General features: G+C 42.2%; 20 protein-coding genes. 10 read left to right on the top strand and 10 right to left on the bottom strand.

Features of this window, described 5'->3' with window-relative positions:
- From mfd to DPF90_RS02765, 3 genes are read left to right on the top strand one after another with little or no spacing between them, the layout of a single operon-like run.
- Window positions 1–3,462 carry a transcription-repair coupling factor gene (gene mfd / locus DPF90_RS02775; protein WP_114784473.1) on the top strand — a complete coding sequence of 1,154 codons (3,462 nt, stop codon included), beginning with the start codon at window positions 1–3 and terminating at the stop codon, window positions 3,460–3,462.
- A 52-nt stretch (window positions 3,463–3,514) separates the two neighbouring features.
- Window positions 3,515–4,288: a peptidoglycan binding protein CsiV gene (locus tag DPF90_RS02770; protein WP_114784471.1), complete on the top strand. Its 774-nt coding sequence runs from the start codon at window positions 3,515–3,517 to the stop codon at window positions 4,286–4,288.
- Window positions 4,289–4,332: 44 nt separating this feature from the next.
- The gene (locus DPF90_RS02765) at window positions 4,333–4,878 is read left to right on the top strand and encodes a GNAT family N-acetyltransferase (RefSeq protein WP_114784469.1); all 546 of its coding nucleotides are present in this window, start codon (window positions 4,333–4,335) and stop codon (window positions 4,876–4,878) included.
- 58 nt (window positions 4,879–4,936) lie between these two features.
- Here the strand turns inward: DPF90_RS02765 and DPF90_RS02760 are convergent, their stop codons facing one another.
- On the bottom strand, window positions 4,937–6,292 hold the full coding sequence (locus DPF90_RS02760) for a S8 family serine peptidase (protein ID WP_114784467.1): 1,356 nt from the start codon (window positions 6,290–6,292) through the stop codon (window positions 4,937–4,939).
- Between the two features lie 364 nt (window positions 6,293–6,656).
- Here DPF90_RS02760 and DPF90_RS20235 point away from each other — a divergent pair, with 364 nt between their 5' ends.
- Window positions 6,657–6,815 (top strand): hypothetical protein, encoded by a 159-nt coding sequence (locus DPF90_RS20235; RefSeq protein ID WP_162813984.1) that lies wholly within the window; start codon window positions 6,657–6,659, stop codon window positions 6,813–6,815.
- Between the two features lie 364 nt (window positions 6,816–7,179).
- Here DPF90_RS20235 and DPF90_RS02755 read toward each other — a convergent pair whose 3' ends face one another.
- Entirely contained in the window at window positions 7,180–7,836 is a 657-nt protein-coding gene (locus DPF90_RS02755; RefSeq protein ID WP_205395153.1) for a hypothetical protein, read from the bottom strand.
- 379 nt (window positions 7,837–8,215) lie between these two features.
- Window positions 8,216–9,505 carry an NAD(P)/FAD-dependent oxidoreductase gene (locus DPF90_RS02750; RefSeq protein WP_114784463.1) on the bottom strand — a complete coding sequence of 430 codons (1,290 nt, stop codon included), beginning with the start codon at window positions 9,503–9,505 and terminating at the stop codon, window positions 8,216–8,218.
- Window positions 9,506–9,971: 466 nt separating this feature from the next.
- Here DPF90_RS02750 and DPF90_RS02745 point away from each other — a divergent pair, with 466 nt between their 5' ends.
- The 3 genes from DPF90_RS02745 (at window position 9,972) to DPF90_RS02735 (ending at window position 12,375) form a co-directional block, all read left to right on the top strand.
- Window positions 9,972–10,424 (top strand): lysozyme inhibitor LprI family protein, encoded by a 453-nt coding sequence (locus tag DPF90_RS02745; protein ID WP_114784461.1) that lies wholly within the window; start codon window positions 9,972–9,974, stop codon window positions 10,422–10,424.
- A 69-nt stretch (window positions 10,425–10,493) separates the two neighbouring features.
- Window positions 10,494–11,993 carry a BCCT family transporter gene (locus DPF90_RS02740; protein ID WP_205395152.1) on the top strand — a complete coding sequence of 500 codons (1,500 nt, stop codon included), beginning with the start codon at window positions 10,494–10,496 and terminating at the stop codon, window positions 11,991–11,993.
- A gap of 199 nt (window positions 11,994–12,192) precedes the next feature.
- Window positions 12,193–12,375 carry a YqaE/Pmp3 family membrane protein gene (locus tag DPF90_RS02735; RefSeq protein WP_114784457.1) on the top strand — a complete coding sequence of 61 codons (183 nt, stop codon included), beginning with the start codon at window positions 12,193–12,195 and terminating at the stop codon, window positions 12,373–12,375.
- A gap of 55 nt (window positions 12,376–12,430) precedes the next feature.
- Here the strand turns inward: DPF90_RS02735 and ycfP are convergent, their stop codons facing one another.
- The 6 genes from ycfP to hinT all read right to left on the bottom strand — a co-directional run bounded on the left by ycfP (window position 12,431) and on the right by hinT (window position 16,839).
- The gene (ycfP, locus tag DPF90_RS02730; protein ID WP_114784455.1) at window positions 12,431–12,976 is read right to left on the bottom strand and encodes an alpha/beta hydrolase YcfP; all 546 of its coding nucleotides are present in this window, start codon (window positions 12,974–12,976) and stop codon (window positions 12,431–12,433) included.
- Between the two features lie 82 nt (window positions 12,977–13,058).
- On the bottom strand, window positions 13,059–13,928 hold the full coding sequence (locus tag DPF90_RS02725) for a phosphotransferase (RefSeq protein ID WP_114784453.1): 870 nt from the start codon (window positions 13,926–13,928) through the stop codon (window positions 13,059–13,061).
- A 17-nt stretch (window positions 13,929–13,945) separates the two neighbouring features.
- A complete protein-coding gene (lpoB, locus tag DPF90_RS02720) occupies window positions 13,946–14,536 on the bottom strand; it encodes a penicillin-binding protein activator LpoB (RefSeq protein WP_114784451.1) in 591 nt (196 codons plus the stop codon).
- Window positions 14,537–14,605: 69 nt separating this feature from the next.
- Window positions 14,606–14,995 carry a YcfL family putative periplasmic lipoprotein gene (locus tag DPF90_RS02715; protein WP_114784449.1) on the bottom strand — a complete coding sequence of 130 codons (390 nt, stop codon included), beginning with the start codon at window positions 14,993–14,995 and terminating at the stop codon, window positions 14,606–14,608.
- Complete coding sequence (locus tag DPF90_RS02710; protein WP_114784446.1) at window positions 14,992–16,386, bottom strand: COG3014 family protein; 1,395 nt, start codon at window positions 16,384–16,386, stop codon at window positions 14,992–14,994. Before DPF90_RS02710 ends, DPF90_RS02715 begins: the two co-directional genes overlap by 4 nt.
- A gap of 102 nt (window positions 16,387–16,488) precedes the next feature.
- A complete protein-coding gene (gene hinT / locus DPF90_RS02705) occupies window positions 16,489–16,839 on the bottom strand; it encodes a purine nucleoside phosphoramidase (protein WP_114784444.1) in 351 nt (116 codons plus the stop codon).
- Window positions 16,840–17,241: 402 nt separating this feature from the next.
- Between hinT and DPF90_RS02700 the strand changes: the two genes are divergently transcribed.
- Window positions 17,242–18,411: a DUF1887 family protein gene (locus tag DPF90_RS02700; protein WP_114784442.1), complete on the top strand. Its 1,170-nt coding sequence runs from the start codon at window positions 17,242–17,244 to the stop codon at window positions 18,409–18,411.
- Between the two features lie 52 nt (window positions 18,412–18,463).
- On the opposite strand, the gene fadR is transcribed toward DPF90_RS02700, so the two are convergent.
- The gene (gene fadR, locus DPF90_RS02695) at window positions 18,464–19,303 is read right to left on the bottom strand and encodes a fatty acid metabolism transcriptional regulator FadR (RefSeq protein WP_114784440.1); all 840 of its coding nucleotides are present in this window, start codon (window positions 19,301–19,303) and stop codon (window positions 18,464–18,466) included.
- 690 nt (window positions 19,304–19,993) lie between these two features.
- Here fadR and nhaB point away from each other — a divergent pair.
- Both nhaB and dsbB read left to right on the top strand, forming a co-directional pair.
- Complete coding sequence (nhaB, locus tag DPF90_RS02690; protein ID WP_114784438.1) at window positions 19,994–21,583, top strand: Na(+)/H(+) antiporter NhaB; 1,590 nt, start codon at window positions 19,994–19,996, stop codon at window positions 21,581–21,583.
- A 121-nt stretch (window positions 21,584–21,704) separates the two neighbouring features.
- Window positions 21,705–22,223: a disulfide bond formation protein DsbB gene (gene dsbB, locus DPF90_RS02685; protein ID WP_114784436.1), complete on the top strand. Its 519-nt coding sequence runs from the start codon at window positions 21,705–21,707 to the stop codon at window positions 22,221–22,223.
- The last annotated feature ends 44 nt before the right edge of the window (window positions 22,224–22,267 follow it).

Genomic DNA, 22,267 nt, shown 5'->3' with positions numbered 1-22,267 from the left:
ATGCCTATTACACCACTCTTCCATCTGGCCCGTTCATCTGGAGCCGGAGACAAAAAACAGGTCGGTAATTTGCAAGGTGCCAGCCTGGCACTTGCGGTTGCTGAACTCGCTAACCAGCATGATAGCCATACCTTATTGGCTGTCGCGGATCCACAAACGGCCCTTAAGCTGTTACAAGAAGTAGAACAATTCACCGATCAAGAAGTGTCACTGTTTCCAGATTGGGAAACTCTTCCTTACGATAGTTTCTCACCCCATCAGGAAATTATTTCTGATCGCATTGCCCGTTTGTATCGCCTTCCCGCCCAGAATACAGGTATCACAATTGTGCCAATCAGCACATTATTGCAAAGACAGTCTCCTCGAGACTTCTTAATGCAGCATACCTTGATGGTAAAAGTCGGCGACCGCTATTCTTTAGAAAAGCTGCGCATTCAGCTTGAGAAATCCGGCTATCGTCATGTCGACCAAGTGTTCGGTCCCGGAGAATACGCAAGCAGAGGCTCGATTCTTGACCTTTTCCCAATGGGTTCCAATGACCCATTTCGGATTGATTTTTTTGATGACGAAATCGATACTATACGCACTTTTGATCCTGAAAATCAGCGCTCTATTGAAGATGTCAAAGACATCTGCTTGCTCCCTGCTCATGAGTTTCCTACCTCGGAAGGCGCGATTGAAGACTTTCGTATCCGCTGGCGCCAACGCTTTGAAACCAGGAGAGAGCCCGAATCTGTTTATGTCCAAGTTTCAAAAGGGATCTGGCCTGCTGGGATAGAATACTGGCAGCCTCTATTTTTCGAGCACACCGAAACCTTGTTTGACTATATCGCAGATGACAGTCAGCTGATCACCGTCGGCGATTTAGAAAGTGCGATCGATCATTTCCTATCAGATACAGAATATCGATATGAGCAGCGTAAAATCGATCCGTTACGCCCCCTACTTCCACCTTCAGAGCTGTGGCTTAAAAAAGATGAGTTGTTTAGTCACTTTAAGACCTTGCCTCAGGTGCATTTATCAACCGATGCCATCGTAGAAAAGCAGGGCCGGATAAACCCAGCTATTCAAGCTTTACCTGCACTTGCTGCCCAGCATCAAAACAAGGAGCCCTTGGCCGCACTGCGTCAGTTCAGTGAATCTTTTTCTGGCAAGGTCGTGTTCTCTGTCGAATCCGAAGGACGCAGAGAAGCTTTGTTGGAGCTTTTACAGCGCATCAAACTCCGCCCTGTTGAGTTTGATAGCTTTTCTTCAGCAATACAGGCTGACAGTAAATTCGCCTTGGTCCTTGGCGCGGCAGAACATGGGTTTCTGTTTGGCCAACAACAACTGGCGCTAGTATGCGAAAGTGACTTATTAGGCGATAGAGTGATTCAACGTCGCCGAAAAGATCGCAAAACCACCAATAGCGATGCCGTTATTCGTAACCTTGCAGAGCTCAAATCAGGCCAGCCCGTTGTCCATATCGATCATGGAATTGGGCGTTATATCGGTTTGCAAACGCTTGAAGCCGGTGGTTTAAAAACCGAATACGTCACCCTAGAATATCAAAACGAGGCAAAACTCTATGTGCCAGTAGCGTCTCTGAATTTGATCAGTCGCTATTCTGGAGGCGCTGAAGAATCGGCTCCTTTACATAAGTTAGGTGGAGAAGCTTGGGCTAAAGCTCGGCGCCGCGCCGCTGAAAAAGTGCGTGATGTTGCCGCAGAGCTGCTCGATGTCTATGCCAAACGCGAGTTAAAGCCAGGGTATAAATTTGCGCTCGATCGCGACCAATACGCCACATTTAAGGCGGGTTTCCCGTTTGAGGAAACCGACGACCAATCCATGGCGATCAACGCCGTGATGTCAGACATGTGCCAAGCCAAAGCAATGGATCGCCTCGTGTGTGGTGATGTCGGATTTGGTAAAACAGAAGTTGCCATGCGAGCTGCGTTTGTCGCCACAGACAATGGTAAGCAGGTGGCGATTTTGGTCCCGACAACACTGCTTGCCCAGCAGCATTTTGAAAACTTTAGAGATCGTTTTGCCAACCTACCAATTCGAGTCGAAGTACTCTCTCGTTTTAAAACTGCCAGAGAGCAAAAACAAGTCCTTCAAGATATTGAAGCAGGGAAAGTAGACTTAGTAGTTGGAACACACAAGCTTTTATCCGATGATATTAAGTTTAACGATCTCGGTCTTCTAATTGTTGATGAAGAACATCGCTTTGGTGTTCGTCAAAAAGAGAAAATGAAGGCAATGCGAGCAGATGTCGACATACTGACCCTCACCGCAACGCCAATTCCTCGAACACTGAACATGGCCATGAGTGGCATGCGTGATTTGTCTATCATAGCCACGCCTCCAGCCAGACGCTTAGCGATCAAAACTTTTGTTCGCCAGCACGACACGGCTGTTGTTAGAGAGGCGGTTCTGCGCGAAATTATGCGTGGCGGCCAAGTTTACTTTTTGCATAATCAAGTCGAAACCATTGAAAAAGTGGCGGCCGATCTAGAAAAGTTAATCCCAGAAGCGCGGGTCACTGTCGCACATGGTCAAATGCGCGAGCGCGAGCTTGAGCGGATCATGAATGATTTCTACCATCAGCGTTTTAACCTCTTAGTGTGCACCACCATTATTGAAACTGGTATCGATGTCCCAACAGCCAATACCATCATAATGGATAGAGCTGATAACCTTGGGCTGGCTCAATTACATCAATTGCGCGGCCGAGTTGGGCGTTCACACCATCAAGCTTATGCCTACTTACTCACCCCACATCCAAAGGCCATGACCAAAGATGCGATCAAACGCTTAGATGCCATCGCCTCTCTGGAAGATCTTGGGGCAGGTTTTACACTCGCGACACACGACTTAGAAATCCGTGGCGCTGGTGAATTGCTTGGTGATGAGCAAAGTGGTCAAATCCAGTCTGTTGGTTTTACCCTATACATGGAAATGCTTGAGCAAGCGGTTGAAGCACTTAAAGACGGCAAAGAACCCTCTCTGGATGAGCTGTTGCGAGAGCAAACGGAAGTGGAGATGCGCCTGCCTGCTTTGCTTCCTGACGACTACATCCCAGATGTTAATACACGTTTATCTATGTACAAACAGATAGCAAGTGTCTCTGAACACTCAGAATTGGACGATCTCAAAATTGAGTTAATTGACCGCTTTGGCCTTTTACCTGACGCAACCAAAAACTTACTCTCAGTGTCTGAAATTAAACTTGAGGCAGGCAGCCTGAAAGTGAAGAAAGTTGAAGCCCATGACAAAGGTGGATTCATTGAGTTCTATCCGGATGCTGACATTAATCCGACCTATTTAGTTAAACTATTGCAATCACAACCACAAAAATTCGCAATGGAAGGCCCAACTAAGTTTAAGTTTACGGTACCATTAGTGGACAGACGTAAGCGGATTCAATTTGTCGGTGATATGTTGGGAGAATTCCGCCATAACCTTCTACCACAAGCCTGATGAGTTCAGGCTTAACTAATTCAAGGTGATCGCACCTTATTTTGGAGTTGCAATGAAAAAGCTGATCCCACTACTACTTCTCGTTGTCGCTATGCCTTCATGGGCAAAGCGACAATTTGATATAGAAGTGATCATTTTTAAACGCGCCTTAAATCCGGAGCAAACTGCCGAGTCTTGGCCAGATTCTCTTCCTGAGCTATCAATGGATAACTCCGGCTATTTGAATGATACCAATTATCGTAGTCGAAAAGGAGTCACTCGTTTACCTGCTTCCTCATACAAACTGACTCCTCAAGTGAAGAAATTAAGAAATCATGCTGGCTTTGAGGTTCTCACCCATATGGCTTGGCGACAAGGAGACGGTAATCGCTATCGTGCACCTACCTTCCGTATTAAGGCAGGGCGAGATTTCTCTGGACAATTTAACTCCGATGGCAGCTCTAAAGGCACAAACTCAGGGACCGAAGTCATTGATGGCGTAACAGAAGAAAATATTTCTCGGCCTTTGTATGAGCTTGACGGCAAGTTACAAATCTACGTTGAGCACTATCTCTATGCGGATGTTCAGCTAGACCTCAAGCAGTCCACGACTCGTGAAGTGAAACTGGAAGACAACCCACTGGTGTTCACTGAGATCAGTAACCTAGAAGGCGATGATACTGTACAAGCAGGTATGATGGAAAACATCACACCAACGATTCATACCGAGCAGTTTCTTAAAAGCTACCGCATGGATCAAAAAAGACGTATGCGCAGCACTGAAACTCACTTTTTGGATCATCCACTACTTGGGGTCATCATTCAAGTAAGACGCGTACCTGAGTAATTGTTGTACACTTAACCTGCTGTTTGTTCATCTAAAAGGGTGTTATGAAACCAGACTATCAGATTATTACCGCCAGATTGGTTTTAAAATTGATGCCTCAAGAAGATGACGAGCTGCTTACTCAGTGTGTCCTCTCCTCGCCAGGTTTACACCGATGGATAGACTGGTGCCATCCAGCTTTTTCACTCGATGATGCAGAAAAGTTTATTCTCGCTACTCGCCTCAATTGGGTAAAATCCGAAGCCTATGGATTTGGTCTTTACACCCGTAAAGACCATACCTTTATCGGCATGGTTGCAGTCAATGAGCTTTACCACACTTTCAATATGGCCAGCATAGGCTACTGGCTTGGCGATGCTTATCAAAAGCAAGGTTACGCGAAGGAAGCGGTAGACGCATTGGTTGAATTTTGCTTTTCAATTCTAAAGGTCACTCGCATCGAAATCGTATGCGACCCCGATAATGTGTCAAGTCAAAAGCTTGCCGAGTCTTGTGGGGCTAGTTTTGAAGTCAGCGCGCCTAATCGATACATCTATAATGGATTACCCAAACAGGGCTTGGTTTACGCTATCCTTCCACCCGAATCTTAACTGTCGCAAAAAAATGACCCAAAAAGCGCTTTCTTCACGTCATTAACGAGCACATCGTTTATTTTATCAAGTTCTGTTTTGATTGATGCCCTAAAATATAGGCTAATGCTTTGTCAGCATCGACCAACCCTAGCCCTGTATTGGATGCGCCCAAGTCAGAAGCACGAGTGCTTATCTTAAGCGCTTGAGTGACCTTGCTGGCTGCATTGGGCATTTGTTGAGGATGGTGTTCTCGATAAGCCTGCCATAATAATGCACTTACCGCGGCAAGTTGCGGGGCTGCAAAAGAGCTGCCTGATTCAAAGTTGCCTGTCGACCAAGTATAAACTGCATCAGCGGGTGTGCTGAGACTTGTCGATACAGCCAAAGCGTTATCGCCTGGAACCGTTGCGCTTAATGCGATTTGATGAGAAAAAGTGTCTAGATTGATGGCCAACAACAGGTTATCGTTATAGGTATAAAGGCTGGGCAAAAATTCTTTAATTAAGCCCAAATCATAGGAAAACAAATTTCCGGTCGCCCCTAAGCCAAGACTTTGCCTTAATGGAGTGACATTCGACTCTAAGTCTGTCCCTGTATTACCGAGAGATTTGGTGACGATTGTGTGACTGAGAACATGGCTTAACTGCTGCGAAAATTGTGGATCTAACTCGTTATCAAGAGCGAGAAAAGCGCGACTCATATTGATGATGTGGATATCCGTTCTATTTTCGAGATAAGCCATAGCTTGATGGTAAGTACTCGATTCAGCACTAATGGGAATAATGGTGGCCTGAGGCGCAATGGCAAGAATAACATCAATCACAGAGTTGCCATGGTTAAGCTGTACTGGATCGCCAAAACTTTGTATGGCTTGTATATTGGCATTTGGATAGTGCTCAACTTGCTTGGCGAGCAATACAGGATCAAATAAATCAAACACAGCAATTTTAATATTTGACCCTTTATATGCATTTGTAAGCGCATAGTGATTTAAATCGAAGCTCGGATGTACGCTGAGTACGATCTCATTGATCCTATACCTAAGATTATTGATGGTAGACTTTGCTTGGTCGAACTCTGCTTGATTACTTTTCTGATATTCTTCTGATTGAAACGATAATAACAATGTCGCCAAATCTAAGAAATCAGTTATTTTCTGCCCCCAGCGATGCATGTCAAGTTCATTAAAAACATAATTAGCATTTATCTTACGATAATCGATATTATTGTAGTTTTGTAATAATAAAGAAACTTCTTCTTCCCACGTCCATAAGGTAATACGCTTTAATGTTTCCAGCGCAGATTTATACTCGGCTTGATTATTTGAAGACGAGTATTCACTTGCTGATATTGGAAAGGCATTAAATAACAAAAACAACAATAAAAATTTGGTGAAATAATTTATTTTTTTATATTTTAGTCTATAGAACATACACTAGTCCTTGTGCGTCATTGTTCCAATTATGTTATATGGTTATATCTCGCTGTCAAATTTAGATAATAAATGGCGCTAAATAACACCTAATTTATATATTTGTCAGGCGGAGACCTTTTTGGATTTATTCCATTTCATTAAAGACAGCATATAACAGTAACACTTTAATTTTAATATCCCTAAGTAAATTTTGATTATGCTCTGAATTTAAATTAAGTTCACACCAACCATCCATTCCCGTAAATTCGGCAGAAGTACAGCTGATTTTAAAAACCACTTTCATTGTAGAGGATGCCAGACAGTCGGAAAACGCCTAACAGAACCAACCAAGATTAGTGTGCCGATGAAACAGGAACGCTGCATGATGCAACCAACCTTTTTGGAACAAGTACTTATGGCGGGATTGATGTCAATGGTCAAATATCAACCATTCATGCGGACACCCTGGTGTGTCCCCCAAGTGAAAGACTGTCCAGAAATGGATGCCCAAAGCTTGATGGCTGAAACTGTGTTTGAATAAACGTACCGATATTCAACCAGAAATACTTTCCTTTAATATAAATCGACGACAGTATTGCTCAAGATCTGCAGTACATAAAAACAAACCTCAAAGTGACATGGATAATTTATCTTTCTCTTTACTGATGTGTCCGATATTATTGTTAGATCCTTGATATTACTGGGAACTGGTTGTCACCTCAGGCGGCTGCAAAACTAAATTAACAACTAACTTAGTAAATCCAGCGACAACGCTCTTAACCACAACACCAGAGTGAAACCAAACACTGGTATCAAAATCAACAATTAATGATCAACTTGCAGTTTGAGCGCGCAAGTGCAGTGAGTCGGGTGGCTTTGATTGTTATGGAGTTCCACACCTATAATTAGTTTGGTGTGTGCTTAATAAAATAGTGAGAACTTCCGCCTTCACGTAACTTAATATCATAGTAAATAACACCTTCAGAGCTATTACCCATTTTTCCAAAGGCCACCGACTCAACGAGCCCACCTTTTTTATCTTCAAGCTTCCACTGTACACCTACCCAGGGCCCTGTTGGAGAGTTTCTGTCTTGCTGATTTATTTTACTAACAGTTCTAAGAAAGCCCCTAGAGGTTTGAATTACATTATCTTTAGGATAGTATCGGAATTCTTTTTGTATTCCTGCCCCCTTTATTAAAATTTGCGTAAATCCAGATAAATTCTTAACGGAAACACTCACATCACCTAATCTAACTAAATGCCACCTGCCTTTTGAGTTTAGAATTTGATGATACTCTGCTTCACTAATACCCATTTTCTTGTGATAGGGTAATACCTCCCCCAGTTCCATACCTGAGCTTCTAAAGTAGTTTTCCCACCATATTTGATTAGCTCGAATAGCAGATGAAAACTTATTTGAGATAGCTTCAAGTTCGGGATCTGCTCCCACATAGTTAGCTTCCCCATGAACGCTGGATTTGGGGATAAAATTAGCCGATTCTATAGAGTGAGCACAAGCACAAATAAAGAACAACCCCAAAATAAACACTTTATTCATCATCAAATTCCTATAATCCTAATGCACCTTGAAAAATACAACGCCTATTTAAGGGGCTGATAATTGTTTGCTAAAATGTGTAGCGAAGCGAAACCGAGCAAACTGTTGGTAGTCTCACTTTACATTCTTGTTATAAGCAGTTAATTCTCATACTTGGTTTTCATCTGTATAGCTACGTGTTCAATTCCTGGAGAAATTGTTGATATCATTGTTCCTAAAAGATGCTAGCTATTCTAATATTTTATGCTTGTGTTCTCTCATCACAGTTAGCCTTAGCAACTCAAAAATGGGGGATTTTAACTAAAACAGCGGCATACCGAGGTATACCGCCATTAAGTCTTTCCCTGTAATACTAGTGTGTTCGCGTATCAACAGATGCTTATTAGTGAAGCTTTAGATTTGGGCGTAGAACTCGGTTAATCCTACCCATAAGAATAATTAACGCGGTTTTGAATACGCCGTGCAGGGCCATTTGGTGCAAGCGATAGAGGGAGATATACACCACTCTAGCGATTCGACCCTCAATCATCATTGAGCCTTTGGTCAGATTCCCCATCAAGCTGCCGACTGTAGAAAACTTACTTAAAGACACCAAAGAGCCTTTGTCTTTATAGACATAAGGCTTGAGTTCGCGGCCATTAAGCTTGGCAACAATATTTGAAAATGCTCGGCTCGCCATCTGATGCGCGGCTTGCGCTCTTGGCGGAACGAAGGAACCATCGGCCTGAGTGCACTGGGCCAAGTCACCGATAACAAAAATATCGTCATCTAAAGTCGTCTGCAGAGTTTCTTTAACAATCAGTTGGTTGATACGATTGGTTTCAAGGCCAGCGATATTTTTAACAAAATCTGGCGCCTTAATTCCTGCCGCCCAGACCATGATTTGTGCAGGGATTTTTTCACCCTCTTTGGTCATCAGTCCATCAGGGCAGGCTTCGGTAACCATTGTTGTGGTGCGAACATTGACGCCAAGCTTAGTTAATTCTTGATGCGCTGCCGACGAAATACGAGTTGGCAGTGCTGGTAGAATGCGCTCTCCAGCTTCAATTAAGTTGACGTTTAGCTTGCTTGAATCCAAGTCACCAAACCCATAAGTACGAAGCTCTTTTACTGCATTATGAAGCTCAGCAGATAGTTCTACTCCGGTTGCACCCGCGCCTACAATGGCAATATCAACCGAACCATGACCATGCTTCGCATGCAGCTTCAAGAACTCATTGTTCATTTCCGTTCTGAATTTAGATGCTTGGTCTGTGCTGTCTAGAAAAATGCAATGCTCGCGCACGCCTGGAGTATTGAAGTCGTTAGAGGTGGAGCCCAGCGCCATGATCAGAATGTCGTATTCTAGTTCACGACCTGGCATCAACAACTCATCATGTTCATCTTTAAGTTCGCTAAGGGTGATCACCTTACGCGTTCTATCGATGTCTTTAAGACTGCCCATTTGAAAATCGAAGTGATGATTTTTCGCATGAGCGCGATAGCTCAGTGCATCTACCCCTTCATCGAGTGATCCTGTTGCTACTTCGTGCAACAAAGGTTTCCATAAATGACTGGCTTTGCGATCCACTAGCGTCACTTTCGCACGCCCTTTACGGCCTAAGGTCCGGCCAAGTTTGGTAACAAGCTCTAAACCACCTGCACCGCCGCCCACTACGATAATTCGAGTCACAGCAACTATCCTCTAGAAAAATAAAATAGGTGTCGAGCCGATAGTTCGCCTCGATAAAATTTGCTTAATTTCTCGCCAGCCTGCTCTCATTAGAGTGAGTCTTACGGCAATCAAGGCGTGTAGAGGTTTTATTTATCAAGTAAGCCACGTTATTCAAACAATGTTTCGCCTTCGAGAGGCTTTCAAGATTTAGGTCTTGCTTGGGCAAGTTTTGACTTGCTCTCATTTTTTGATTTTTATCAACATCCTTGTGATAGAACTCATTATATAGGGCAGGATAGGCCGCGCAACTAAAGATTGTCTTAAGGAGTGTGAAATTTCATTGATTAACCTATAAAAGCTTCACTTACTATTTACCTTTGTTGAGAGACAAATGTCTTCACTGATTCCATTTCTACATTCATGGTTTTTTGCTATTTAATTATTTAGTATAGTTGGAGGCCACCAACCTTGAGTTCACTCCATAATGAAACCATACACGCTAAAAGTACTGCTCATTTTGTCTTCTGTTGGGCTTGGCGGATGTGCGCAAAGCTTACAACCTGTCGAATCAAGCCAAACAGAACTCAGCACTGAAACACAAAACTTAAAAGAGCCTGGCGGAACAAAAAGAAGCGCTGCGTATATGTCCTGCTCTCAAAACGCCCTAGATAGATTGGCCTATACTCTCTGCCAAAATGCCGAGTTAGAAAGGGAAGACGTTCGCTTAAATCAAGAGTACCAATCGGCAATCAAGCAAATCCAAACGTTTAGGCATGAAGATCTAAAACATATGCAAAACTTATGGATTAAGTATCGTGACGCAAAGTGTAATTTCTTCTATCACAAAGAGAGTGGTTCTGGTGGACAAAATGACGCGATGGATTGTTACATCAATATGACCCAACAGCGCGCTGATGAACTCAGAGCACTCTTCTAAAGTCTCGTGTCGACCGACATACGTTAGCATCCAGACGTCAAGTAAACTAATGAACATTCGGAGTGTAAAGTGAGCTCATCCAATATAGCCATACTCAAGTCTCGGTTGACTCCTATGCTTAGACCAAGTAATACAACGATGAGCATTTATGCGATTGCCGCTATTATGTTTGTTTTTGTTTCCTTTCCACAGGTCACCATTAGCTATCTCGCTCATCTAACTCAATCAGCTATCGACCAATTTGGCCTTGGTCTGCTGCTTATCTCAAGCTTTATGGTATTGCTCGTTATCGGGCTCAGTATAAGCCCAGTAGGCAAAATACGTTTGGGTGGGGAGTTAAGCTCGCCTGAATTTAGCACGTCAAGTTGGCTCGCAATGTTGTTTACCGCCGGGATGGGCTCTGGCCTTATCTTTTGGGGAATTGCTGAACCCTCTTTTCATGCCGCTAACTTGCCTGTATTTGCACAAAACTTAGGAGATAATACCGACACAGCCTTGGCGATTACTTATTTCCATTGGGGGCTACATGCATGGGCGATTTATGCCATCACAGCACTTGCTATCGCGTGGTTTAGTTACAATAGAAAGCGAACCTTACACATATCATCGACATTTACTTCTAAATCAAAGCGCGGTTGGTACTCAGTCGTCGATTGGATGGCCGTCATTGCGATAATATTTGGTGTTGCTGGCACGTTTGCTAACGCTATTGCACTGATTCAAACCGGCTTAGAGCAAACGTTTTCAAGGTCCATAGATTCATTCTCTTTTCGATATAGCTTGCTTATCGCCATTGCAATCTTGTTTACTGCATCATCCTTATTAGGACTGCAAAAAGGCATTAAGCGGCTAAGCCTTTTCAATACAGTAATTATGCTTGCTATGGTTATTGCGGTATTCGTTCTTGTCGACCCGATACAAACTCTAATTCGAATCACTTCATCATCGCTCGCTTATATCCAGCTTTTACCAAAAGTCTCTTTTTCAATCGAGCCTCAGTCTCACAGCTGGAGCCTAGGTTGGACTATCACGTATCTAGTATGGTGGATTGCATGGGCTCCTTTCGTTGGGCCTTTTATCGCAAGGATCAGTAGAGGTAGAACCATTCGGCAGTTCTTAGCCTGTGTCGTGCTTATTCCAACCCTAGCCTCTATTATTTGGTTTAGTACTTTTGGAGGCGCTAGTCTTGACAGTGATTTTAGCTCACAGGTCGTCGGCTCTGTAAGCAAAGACTACACTCAAGGTTTATTTGTTTTCTTTGAGCACTTGCCCTTGAGTCAAATATTTTCAATCGCAGCCTTAATCTTATTGGTGACTTTCATCATCACAAGCGCTGACTCAGCATTGTTTGTTTGCTCTATGCTAACCAATACTGATAGTAATAGAGCCAAGCTGATATGGGCAATCATTCTAGTCTTGCTCTCGGCGTCACTACTTTATGACAATGATGTTGAACTAAACAAGCAAATAGCTATAGCCGGCGCACTACCCTTTACTTTAGTTATAATGCTGCAAGTCATAGTTATGCTTAGAGATATTATTATTGTCAGAAATAATAAAGGTAATTAAAGCTTCACTGAAGATAAAAGAATATTATCTAAATAATATTCTTTTATCTTACATCGGATAGTAATATATTAACAAAATTTATCACACTTAGTTAAATTAGCATAAACAATCATAATTATGTCCATTGATTTAATTATCGACAGATAAGAAAATATATATTTCAAATTAATTAAAATTCTAATCAATTTAGGAATATATTATGAACAAATTTTTACTTATCATTTTATGCTTGTTGTTTCCACCTGCTGCCGTTGTGTGCAATCGAGGACTAGGAAAACATTTTTTTATTAGTTTTGTACTCACTCTATTCTTTTTCATTCCTGGTATCATTCATGCATTTTATTCTACTATGGAAGTTGCTAGACGAAGACGCCGCAGATAAATTTAAATAGCGTACAGATAGTAAAAGGCACAAAATTAGTGCCTTTATATAATTATCATTCGTATTTCCCAAACGTTTTTATCGCTTCCAAATGCTGAGAAATTTTTTTAAATTTATGGCTCTGAGTAGCGTCCCATATAATATCGTAATAGCTTTCAAGTTCTTCTGACGTTTGGAGGTTATCATGTATTTCATCGTTTTCTGACAAAATAACTAAGCACTGGTTTTTGTTCTTAGTACGAAATTCTTGCACGCACTTAGTCGCAATATCTTGATACTCTTCAGGTCTGTCGATACGACCTTGCATAGTGAGTTCTGGATGAAGGTTAGGATTAAAGATCACTTGCTTAATTCCACATAGAAATCCAATACGCTCGGACCAGTAACCTCCTAGACCAACACCACAAATGATAGTCTTATTTCTGTCTTCTGATTGTTCAATAGCCTTGTGTACTTCCTTGAGAAGATGCTGCATATCATGTTTAGGATGTAATGTACTGTAGTTAACAAAACGAACATCTTGATCAATAAATTGTAGTTGCAAGACTTTTTCGTGGTTGCCAGGGCTGGTAGAGTCAAAACCGTGTAAGTAAATAATCATTCTAAGATCCTCTGTTCACCCAACAAATCTAACAAAAAAAGTAAGGTTATAAGGAGACTTAAATCTAAAATATACCGAGAAGTTAAGCTTGGTCAGATTGTGAAACCAGCAAATCACCAAGCGCTTGTGCTTCAGTTAAATACCTTTCTTGCCCCTTTAACTGATAAGCTAACAGATACCACAGCATCGCCATCACCTCAGCTCTTGGTTTCCAAGCCATAACCCCATTAACCCAGTCATCAACACTTTCGATACCTCTAAACTGACAATATCGATAAACCGACTCTAGTGGTTTCTCATTTGTCACACCTATAGTTATCGCTAGATCGAGTCGAGGATCAGACACACAGGCGTATTCCCAGTCAATCACCTTATGTCCTTCAGAGTGTTTAACCATGTTATAACCAGCAAGATCAAAATGACAAAGCGAGTGGATAGTGTTATCTAAACTTGGTACGTTACGCCATTGTTGATACAGGTCTCGGTACTGGTCTAACTGCAACTCTTCGCGCAGTAACATCCAATAATGATCGACCCGAGCAGTATAATTAAAAGGGACGGTCGGCACTTTGGTGATATCGAAATTATGAATCTTGGCCAATGTTTTCAATAAGGAGTCAAAAGGTAGGTCATCAGTCAGTGGCTCTCCTTCAATCCATTCAACCAATAAACCGTATTCATTAAGATAAACGGGCTTAGGAGCAATACCAGTATCTTTGATGAGAGAGAGGATTTGTTGTTCATGAAATCTAGAAATCGACAAAGCTTTGGTGATGTGGGTGCTAGGCCGCCAGACAAAACAATCGCTACTGTGAGTTTTGACTTTCCAGCAGCGATTTGTCAGCCCTCCGGTCAGCGTCTGAGCATATTCCGGAGGAGTCGAAAAGAAGTGATCTAATGATCTCAGTGAAGTATCAAGCTGACAGGCTTCCTGCCAGGCCATTATTGCCATTGATCACTCCTATAGAATTACAGCCCCAAGAAGCTTTTCGACTCTTGTTTACGGATTTCTGTTTCATCCGCCCATTCGATTAAACCAGTTTTTAAGTCCATAAGACGCATGGTCATCTTATAGTATACATCTTTATCACTGCCTCCGGTTTTCGCTATGCTCGATAGGTTTCCATACAGCATATATTGTGCGCCAACCATCTGACCAAACTGGATCGCCGTGCTCTGATTAACTAACTCATCATTATTTTGGAAGTTAAGTTGTTCACGAACCGCTTCCACTCTGTCCATATCAACAAAGCGGAATTTACCCGAATTGAGCATTTTAGTACTGATAGTATCAGTGATAGACTCAGTATCGATATGCTCGCTCGTCTTGTTCTTAATCTTCTCGACAAAAACGATCGGGCGAGAGTTATTGGTAATGGCCGCAACCGATCCGGACATCATCATGCTATCAACCATTTCTGCAGCAATCTTTTGCAAATCTGTTGAGCCAAAATCAATCGTTGTGGTTTCAACAGCTTGTGCGTCACCGTAGCTAACTTTATTAGAACAGCCACCTAGTAACACAGCTAAGCCAAGTAATGCTATAGCGCTTTTTTTCATTATTAGTTCCTCAATTTCATTCAATAGTTTGAAAGTAGATTAAAAGGTAGAATACCGAAGTCTTGGGCTTTAGTTATCGCTTTCTCGAATCTGAATGCGGAACTGTGTACCATTCGGATTCACTGAAACTTCTGAGATAGAAATAGTTTCCATTCCTCGTACAACGGTTTGTCGCCAAGGGCCAAGCTTAGTGTTGACCTCTAACCCACTATCATCGTACCAATAGAAGCGATATTGAATGTGCTGATCGCCTTTATATTGGCTAGTGACTCTCACCACGCCTCTCGCTCGTCCGTCAACCTGAGCGGTCGATATGTCGTCAATGTGTAGACGTCCAGCTAACACGTTATCACCAAATAAGACGGTTTGCGATGCTCCGTCTATACGCAAGCCCGCGGTGTTGTTCGAACACCCTACCATGATAAAACCAGCCAACGCTGCAATAAGCCATTTTTTCATCTAATGTTTCCTAACTGTTTATGCCATATAATGGCATTACCTCCCTGCCGAGAGACCCAAACCAAAGCAGTTCGACCTGCTTTCAACTCAAATTGGTAATCTTGCTCATTCACCGTCACCGTTTGCTGACCAGGTTCGACTGTCATGCTACTGCTTTTGATTTGTCCTGGAAGAGTTAACCAACTTCTGGTATCAGGCTGTTCTGTCAAGGTATTCCAAATATTCACTAATGCACTACCCAATTGGTCTTCATTAGTGGCATTTCTGCGCAATTCATCTTTCGCCCAAACGCGAAGTGCTTGGCGAATAATGATCGCTGGCATTCTCTCAGATAAATCATATTGAGCCATAGCATTGACGTCCGTCATCAAGTCACTATTGAGCTTGGTCTGATTCAACTGAGTCGCGGGAAAATACTGGGTATCATGGCGCCCATAGTGCGGTAAGGCGATAGTATATAATGCTAGATTATCACTGCTATCGAACAAAGGAAGAGTTTGTTTCCATCCCTGCAGGGCATCCACAACCCCCAGCTCTTCAATGACGATGACTCTTGCTTTGTCACTTTCAATGAAACTCGCTTTACCATAACGTTTTTCTAACATAGCTAAGTCTTCATTCATGCCTAATCGTTTCGCGACACGCTTAGCACCATCAATAACGGCGGCGTTATCAGGCATCACAGCCAATGCTCGTCGATAATCGACATAAGAGTCATTGAGTGCCTTATCTGCCTCATACAATAATGCAGACAGATAAAGCAAATAGCCATTTTGTACCGCTTGGAGTGTTTTTCCTGCATCTGGATAATTAGAAAGTACGCTTCCAATGTTTGGAGTTAAACCTTTGGATTGCATATCTTTTTGAGCGGATTCTAGTTCCTTTTCTCTTTCTTTTCTCGCTTGTTCTTGAACCTGATTTGCGCGACGCATTTCAATAATCGCGCCCTCAAGATCATTATTTTTAAGGTAATTTAAGCCAAGGTATAAATGTAAGAAGCCAAGTTCATAATCTGCTGGGCGGTAAATATCCAAGTTATCGTTAACAGCGAGTGAACCAACACTAGTCGCGGTCTCTGTAATGGAGATAGTCGCTTTGTCTTGCTGAGCTCTCACAGCTTGATCACTAAGCTCAAACGCAGACTTACTCTCGCTATATTGTTGGTTAAGCAGGTAAACACGGCCTTTTTCCATATTGTCCAAGATATCCCCAGCGACTTGCTCAGGTAAAGCTTGTTCTGCTTCTTGATACTGGCCTTGCTTAACTGCTTGATAAAGCTCGTTATTTTGCGCACTATAGTGGCTAAATAGATTGCCCGCTGAAAAATTAGCGCAGGCAGTAAGAACTGTTGAGCCTAATACCACTAATGCGATTCGAACCTGTTTATGCACTTGGTGCTCCGAATGAGTTATTAGTTTTTGTTATCGTCGCTTCGACAGTGGCAATCATAAAAAGTTTAAATGATTGCCATTATTTTTTGCCTAATATCAAATTTAACTGACCAGAATAGGGCCGAGTGGTCTTCCACCTAACAAGTGCATATGTATATGGTAGACTTCCTGACCACCATGTGGATTACAGTTCACAATTAGGCGATAGCCATCTTCAGCAATACCCTCTTCCTTTGCCAATTTGCGTGCTACGGTAAACATTCTACCCATAGTAAGTTCATCAGACTCTTCGATATCGTTGGTAGTAGGAATAAGCTTATTAGGAATGATCAGAATATGACTCGGTGCACGAGGGTTAATATCTCGAAAAGCAGTCACCAGATCATCTTGATACACCACATCGGAAGGTATCTCTTTACGAATTATTTTACTGAATATGGTCTCTTCAGCCATGAAGCACTCCATTACTTTTAATTAGCTTGAAATAATGTCAGGGAGTATGCGCCAAACGCAAAAAAATCACAATAAAAACGGTGTTCACTACCTTCTGTCTAACTGATAACAATCGATAGAACCACATTCCTAGGATATGAAACATATACTTTTCGTATATATGAGAAGCTGAAGCGTTTTAGTTCGAACCCCATTCGTGTCGGTACAACACGCTAGTAAAACTATCAAATTGCTTGCATGAATTTAAACCACTCATTTTGTCAGAACTATGCAAATTATCCATTTGTAGCGGTCAATTTACCCTTGGGCTCTTGTTTTTTAGACTCAGCATCTTTATATCGTTACTAAGGCTTGTGCTCAGATCTATTTCACATTTTTACAAGCCAACCATAAGGAGACTATATGGCAGTCCATGTTGGCATCATTGACCAAGACCCAATTCGTTTGGTAACTCCTCTATTGGATAACCGTACTATCAGTAATCACATTGTTTTTATTGGCGTGAAAAGTCAGATAGCTATGTACCAAAGACTTGAGCATGTTCTTGCCAAAAGAAATATCACAACCGAGTTTTTTGAGATCCCTAATGTAGCCAATACATCAAGGATTAAGCGTGCTGTGGGTATCTTAGCCGACGATCTAAGTTCACGTGGAGAAGAAGTCAAACTCAATGCTAGCTGCGGGCTAAGACATCAGCTCCTTTCAGTTTATGAAATTTTTCGTACATTCCATTGGCCAATCTTCGTCGTTGAACCAAATACCGATAGGTTATGTTGGCTCTATCCAGATGGCAAAGAGGATACGCAGCTTGAAGACCGCATTACGATAGATGACTACCTAACAGTGTTCGGCGCTCGGGGTGAGTTCAACCAACAAGAATTGCCTGCACAGCTTGATCAAAAACTCTATGAGCTGGGAGAGAAGTGGGCAAGTAATGCTCTAGAACTAGGCCCAGGTCTTGCGACACTCAATTATCTCGCAACAACCTGTAGAAAAGAGCAAAAGCTTAATGTCGAGTTATCCGAGAAACAGCAAGGCTACCGCGAACTGAATATGCTTCTTAGTGATTTAGTAGAAGCAAAAATTGCCAGTTATTGCGATGGCGTACTTACCTTTGCTAATGAAGACGCTCGCCGATTCTCAAATGGTGAGTGGTTGGAAACTCTTGTTCATAGGACAGTACGCGACATTCAAAAAGATATTCCAACTATTCAAGATCATTCTCTCAATGTTCAAGTATATCGTCAGCTTGGAGACCGAGAAGTAAGAAATGAGTTGGATGTTGCTTCTGTCGCAAACAACAAGCTGCACATCATCGAGTGTAAGACCAAGGGTATGCGTGACGATGGTGATGATACTTTGTACAAGCTCGAGTCCTTGCGCGACTTACTGGGAGGATTACAAGCGCGTGCTATGCTAGTCAGCTTTAGACCTCTACGATACAACGACATCACTAGAGCGGAAGATCTAGGGCTTGCTCTCATTGGCCCTGAAGAACTCAAAGATTTAAAAACGCACTTAACCTCTTGGTACAAAGAGGCCGGCGGCTATGACGACTCGGATATTGGCTAGATAAAAAACAGGCCGCTTTTGCGGCCTTTTTTTAATTGAACATGAAAGACTATCAAGTATCATCTTCTGTAAAATTGGTAGGTAGTGAGTTTTTCATCTCATTCCAAATCTGCGCACTTTCCATACCATAGTGTCGGACAACAACAATGATGCGATCTCGGTTACCTGTCTCACAAACCTCCAAGAGGTCACGATAAAACTGCAATGCGAGTCTTCTAGATTCTGGGTTGGAAAAGTAGTAGCTGCCAACACGATCGTACAGCTTCTTCAAACCATTAAAAATCAAACCATAAATCTGATTGCCAGAGTGGAACGCCAAGCGTTGAAAAAGCATATAATCATAGAAGTTAAATGTTTTCGCGACGAGAGTTGCATGGCGTTTTGCTTCATCGCGCTCGCCATCATCTTTAACAAATTGTTGGATCTTCTCTGCATAGGGTGACGAAGCCATAAAATCTTCCCAAGACTCTGACGCGAGAAGGCTTTCACAAGACTCAATCACGCTGCTTATCGTACGCTCGGAGCTCTCTTTATTCGCTTTAAATGCATAACGCATGAAGATAGGGCTGATGTTAGTCCGTGCAGCAAGAAGGTCTTCCACGATGGAAGTGGCGTTATCCGCATCCAGAGTCATCAAGGTATCGAGGATATGTAGCCCTGATGTTTCCATAAATTGATTCACTTTAGTTGGCTTACCATGCTGAATGGTCAGCCAACCATCGCGAGCAAGGCGTTGTAGCACTTCGCGAAGTGTTGTTCGAGTCACCCCAATCAGCTCGGAGAGCTCACGTTCAGCGGGTAAAATAGAACCCGGAGGGAAACGCCCTTTCCAAATACTCTCAATGATGTATTTTTCTGCAAAGCCTGCTGGGCTCTTTGCCTTAATGACCATTTATATAGCTGTCCAATATTCTGATTTATAGGGTCTAATAGTACTCATCATACCACTAGTTTTTATGTATCGGAAACAGGACAATCGCAAAGAAAGTGTAAAAATGCGTATAGAGCAAAAAATCTAATGTTAATTATGCAATTATAAGTTTACTTGTTTATTTCAACACGTATTAAGTGGTAATTTGCTATGCACAAAATTAATATTATCCGTTGATTTATATGGAATTATTTCCTAGAGTCTCGATATCATAGTTACAATCTATTAAGCATAATTCTGCCAGAGTTACCTATCAAGACTGCATTATTTGGACTTCTGGTTACATAGCTGACATGAATTGTTTTTTTTCACAACTCTTAGCCCTTTTTAACGCAACTGGGATCCCGTTTTTAGATAAAAGTCCGCTATGATTTTTATCATTAGCGTGTTTATTATTGACTAAATTAACGTGAGGAGTAGAGTTGCGACCAAAGTAAGGAGTGCTTGTTTTTCTCGGGAAATAGCTTAGCGGGATCAAATGATAGAAACCATCATTTTCAAGCTAAGTAACTGATGAGTAATGTCTGTTGAAACATTTATATTGTCAACACCCTACCTTTTTGGGGACGAATACGAACCAATGTTCTACAGGCTCTGAGTGATAAGCACCCAAAGTGTCTATTCATCACAACATTTAAGAGTATCAATATCATGCCAATGTCGCTCGGCAATGCTTTCATTAAGAACTTCTTAGGCAAAGCACCAGATTGGTATAAAGTTGCCATTATTTTATTCCTGTTAATAAACCCTATTGTTTTTTTCTTTTTTGACCCTTTTGTAGCAGGATGGCTGCTGGTAGCTGAATTCATTTTCACCTTAGCCATGGCATTAAAGTGCTATCCACTCCAGCCTGGAGGGCTGCTCGCTATAGAAGCGATTGCGATTGGAATGACGAGTCCTGAACAAGTTAAGCATGAGCTGGTCGCTAATATTGAAGTTTTGCTTTTGCTGATCTTTATGGTGGCAGGCATTTACTTCATGAAGCAGTTGTTACTATTTATCTTTACCAAGATCTTACTCGGTATTCGCTCTAAGAGCCTACTTTCTGTTGCTTTCTGCTTTGCTGCAGCATTTTTGTCAGCATTTTTGGATGCATTAACCGTGATTGCAGTTGTGATTAGTGTGGCTGTCGGCTTCTATGCTATCTACCACAAAGTTGCCTCTGGCATACGCTCCAGTGCTTCTCATGACCATACCAAGGATGACCATCTATGTGAGTTAACTCGAGACGATTTAGAAAACTACCGAGCTTTTCTACGTTCGTTGCTAATGCATGCTGGTGTTGGTACGGCTCTCGGGGGCGTGATGACCATGGTTGGGGAGCCACAAAATTTAATCATAGCTGATCAAGCAAGCTGGCAGTTTGGTGAATTTATCATTCGCATGCTGCCTGTTACCGCACCTGTATTTGTATTTGGCCTTTTGACTAGCATCCTAGTAGAAAAATTAAAAATCTGCGGATACGGTAGCCAGTTACCTGATAACGTACGCAAAATATTGGTCGATTTTGATCGACAAGAGCGAAAAAGTCGCACAAAACAGGACGTTGCCAAACTTTGGATTCAAGGCATCATTGCCATCTGGTTAATTCTAGGCCTAGCACTTCACCTAGCGGCGGTTGGCTTGATAGGCTTGTCTGTTATTATTTTAGCTACATCATTTACTGGTGTTATCGAAGAACATTCACTAGGTAAAGCATTTGAAGAAGCGCTCCCTTTTACTGCCCTTCTTGCCGTGTTCTTTTCCATTGTCGCTGTCATTATTGACCAACAGCTTTTTAAGCCAGTGATCGATACTGTATTGCATGTTGAAGATAAAGGAGCACAGTTAGCATTGTTCTATATTGCCAATGGTCTTCTCTCTATGGTTTCAGACAATGTTTTTGTGGGCACAGTTTATATTAACGAAGTTAAGACTGCTCTAGTGGAAGGTATTATCACACGTGATCAGTTTGACCTACTTGCTGTTGCCATTAACACAGGAACAAACCTTCCATCAGTCGCCACGCCAAACGGCCAAGCCGCATTTCTATTTTTGCTGACATCAGCACTCGCGCCATTAATCAGACTTTCATATGGACGCATGGTCATAATGGCGTTGCCTTATACTGTGGTGTTAACACTGGTTGGCCTCGCTGGAATCGTTTTCTTTGTAGAGCCTATGACAGCTTGGTTCTATGAATTAGGGTGGATTGCTCCGCATTCAGAAGTCCCGACTCAAATCATACCAAGTGGGCACTAAAAAACAGTATGGTTGCATATAGCGTTCAAATCACTGAGTGTAAAAGTTTTAGTTGAACGTGAAACTTTTACGAGGTAAAAAGCTCTGATTAGTCAGAGCTTTTTTATAACAGGACAGATCTGTGAACATCCTTCGTATCCTCAATACCTTTTCTAAAACTCGTCTTGCTTGGCTTTTGCTGTTAGCCTCGGTCATTTTTTTTGAAGCCAGTGCCCTATTTTTTCAACATGTTATGCTGTTATCACCTTGCGTGATGTGTATTTACGAACGGGTCGCAATGTTTGCGGTTGGCGGCGCTGCATTGATTGGCCTTCTAGCGCCAAGTAATACTTGGGTTCGCTGGTTAGGGCTTATCGCTTGGGGTGCGAGTGCATATAAGGGTCTAATGTTGGCATTAGAACACGTGGATTATCAGTTTAACCCTTCTCCTTTTGCAACTTGCGATCTATTTGTGAGGTTTCCTGATTGGGCTCCAATTAATCAATGGGCGCCATGGCTATTTGAAGCCTATGGTGATTGCAGTAAAGTCGTGTGGCAATTATTGGGATTATCTATGCCACAGTGGTTAGCAGTTATCTTTGCAGGTAATCTCGTTGCTCTGGCGTTAATCACTATTGCTCAATTTGTGAAAGAAAAATAGCTCAACCAGATTTGAAAAAGAAAAAGCAAGAGCTTCACAACTCT

The sequence above is a fragment of the Vibrio tetraodonis genome (assembly GCF_003350295.1).
GTDB classification, from domain to species: Bacteria; Pseudomonadota; Gammaproteobacteria; order Enterobacterales; family Vibrionaceae; genus Vibrio; species Vibrio tetraodonis.
The sequence above is the reverse complement of the archived record's forward strand: the minus strand, read 5'-3'. Positions and strand labels throughout refer to the sequence as shown.